Source organism: Trinickia sp. (genome assembly GCF_051961175.1).
Classification (GTDB): domain Bacteria; phylum Pseudomonadota; class Gammaproteobacteria; order Burkholderiales; family Burkholderiaceae; genus Trinickia.
This window is the reverse complement of the sequence record NZ_JBQCDN010000276.1, coordinates 1-2,188: the sequence shown is the minus strand read 5'-3', so window position 1 is coordinate 2,188 and position 2,188 is coordinate 1. Positions and strand designations below refer to the sequence as shown.

3 protein-coding genes are annotated in these 2,188 nt (G+C 61.9%); all 3 read right to left on the bottom strand.

Annotated features, from left to right (window positions below; translation table 11 throughout):
• Positions 1–1,636: GNVR domain-containing protein (locus tag ACTHL0_RS16555; protein WP_440567896.1), on the bottom strand; the 1,636-nt coding region annotated here is incomplete at its 3' end.
• Between the two features lie 47 nt (positions 1,637–1,683).
• Entirely contained in the window at positions 1,684–1,854 is a 171-nt protein-coding gene (locus ACTHL0_RS16550; protein ID WP_440567895.1) for a hypothetical protein, read from the bottom strand.
• An 89-nt stretch (positions 1,855–1,943) separates the two neighbouring features.
• Positions 1,944–2,188, bottom strand: a 245-nt coding sequence (locus ACTHL0_RS16545) for a cupin domain-containing protein (RefSeq protein ID WP_440567894.1), incomplete at its 5' end; no start/stop codon positions are given.

The following is a 2,188-nucleotide window of genomic DNA, read 5'->3' as shown; positions in this document are numbered from 1 at the left end:
TCCCTACACGACGCTCTTCCGATCTCGGCTCCTGACGGTGCTGCAGGCGCACAGGGGCATTGTTCGCGGCCGGCGTCGTACTGCGCGAGGCGAGCGAACGCCGCTGCAGTGCGCCGACTTCCTGATCCAGGCGTACCTGCTGCTGGCTATAGAACACCTCGCCCATCAACGGCACACCCAGCCGCGCTTCGACGAACAGCGGATCGGTGACACCCGTCATGACGTGACGGCGCACGAACACTGAGATCGTGCCGAGCAAAAGCCCGAGTACGGCGCCTCCCGGCAAAATCAGCAGCGGCTCCGGCTTGACGGGCTTGAACGGCACTTCGGCTTCGTCCACGATGTGGGCGCCGCCCGTCGTACTCGCACGACGTACCGACAGCTCCTCCGCCTTTTGCGTCATCCCGAGGTAGACCTGCTCGGCCACCTTCGCGTTACGCGCCAGATCGGCATTCTTGCGCTCGGACGCCGGCATCGCGGTGAAGCGCGAATTGAACTCGTTCTTCTGCGCTTGCAGCTGACTCAACTGCTGGTCGATATTGCGCACCCAACGGCTGTCCGGGGTGTACTTATCGAGCAATTGCGTCCGCTGGATCTGCAGATCCGCGATACGCCGATCGAAGTCGATACCGCCTTGCAGGTAGGCTTGCGCTTCCGCCGTCGGCTGCATCGATTGCGCCGTCGTCTGATAGGAAGCCTGGGCTTGCTCGGCCTTTTCGAGCTCGGCGTGCAACCGCGGCAACTCGTTGTTGATGAACGTCAGCGTCGCTGTGTCGTTGCGTTGTTTAGCCGCCACGGCCGTTGCCATGTACTGCTGCGAGATCGCGTTGGCGATCTCGGCCGCCATGCCCGGACGCGTATCCGTATAGGCGATCTGCACAAGCCCCGTATCCTTGACCTTGTCGGTCACCTTCAAGTCGTGGGCGAAGCGCTTGATCGCATCGAGCATCGCCCAGTGCTTCACGGTAAATTGCGTGCCGGGCCGCGCGACAAGCTGAGTCACGCGCATTGAAACGCCGTTGCCCGAATGGACGAGCGCCCCCACTTGCCCCGTCAAGATTGCGCCATTCGGGCCGCTCAGTTCGTAGCGGCCGCCATCGAGAACGGTCAGCGTGAGATCGCGCTCCTCGAGCGAATGCGGCACATCGAGTTGGCCGATATGGATCTGCTCGCCGCCCCACGCATACGAACTCATGCCGAACCACGCACGGGCCGGCTCCCCGGCCGTCGCCAATCGGCGGATGAAGTTGCCGACGACCGGCAACGTCTTCGGCGTGATCGTGACGTCAAACCGATACTTCTGGATGATCGGCTCGAGCACCGACCGGCTTTGCATGACGGCCATCTCCGCCGAAGGCGACGGGGCCGGCGGCGCATATTGCTGTCCTTGTTGCCCGTTGAGCGATGAAAGACCTAGCGCATTCGGTTCGGTCTGGTCCACGCGCACGAGGACATCCGCTTCGTACACGGGCGTGGCAATAAATACATAGGCAAGCGCCAGCGCAGTGACGCACAGGGCAATGCCCAGCACCTCCACGATGTGGTCGCGCAGCAGCTTGAACATGTCGCGTGCCGACAGTTGGCTGCGTTCGCCACCCGTCTGCACGTAAAGGGAATTGAGAGCCAAATCATTCACTGGCGTCGTCCTCGAAAATGTAGCGTTGTCAGGATCGCGTCCGCCTGTTATTGCGCCTTTTGTTGCGTGCCGCCCTGCTGGTCACGCAGAGCGTCTTCCAGCATTTCCAACACGAGCTTCAGATCGGACACGAGGATGGCGCAGGACTTCAGGCCCAGCACCTCCGCCGTTCCGATCGAATTTCGGACATGCTCCAACGCAGCGTCGTAAACGTTCATGGATCGAGTTCAAAAACGGTAGCTACGTATGCTCCGTCGCCAAACGCGCCACGGCTGCCGGCTGGACTACCGCCGGCAGCCGCGCACTGCTAGGTCGCGCGTCCGTAGACATCCTCGAAACGGACGAGGTCGTCCTCCCCGAGATAAGCGCCCGATTGGACCTCGATGAGTTCGAGGGGCACTTTCCCCGGGTTTTCGAGCCGATGTTTGACACCGAGCGGAATGTACGTCGATTGATTTTCTCCGAGCAGGAACTGCTCCTCGCCGCGCGTGACGAGAGCCGTGCCGCGAACGACGATCCAATGCTCGGCGCGATGATGGTGCAGTTGCAACG

Bases quoted from the DNA above. Each gene is read 5' to 3' on its own strand.
- ACTHL0_RS16550 (WP_440567895.1), bottom strand. From the start codon at position 1,854: ATGAACGTTTACGACGCTGCGTTGGAGCATGTCCGAAATTCGATCGGA.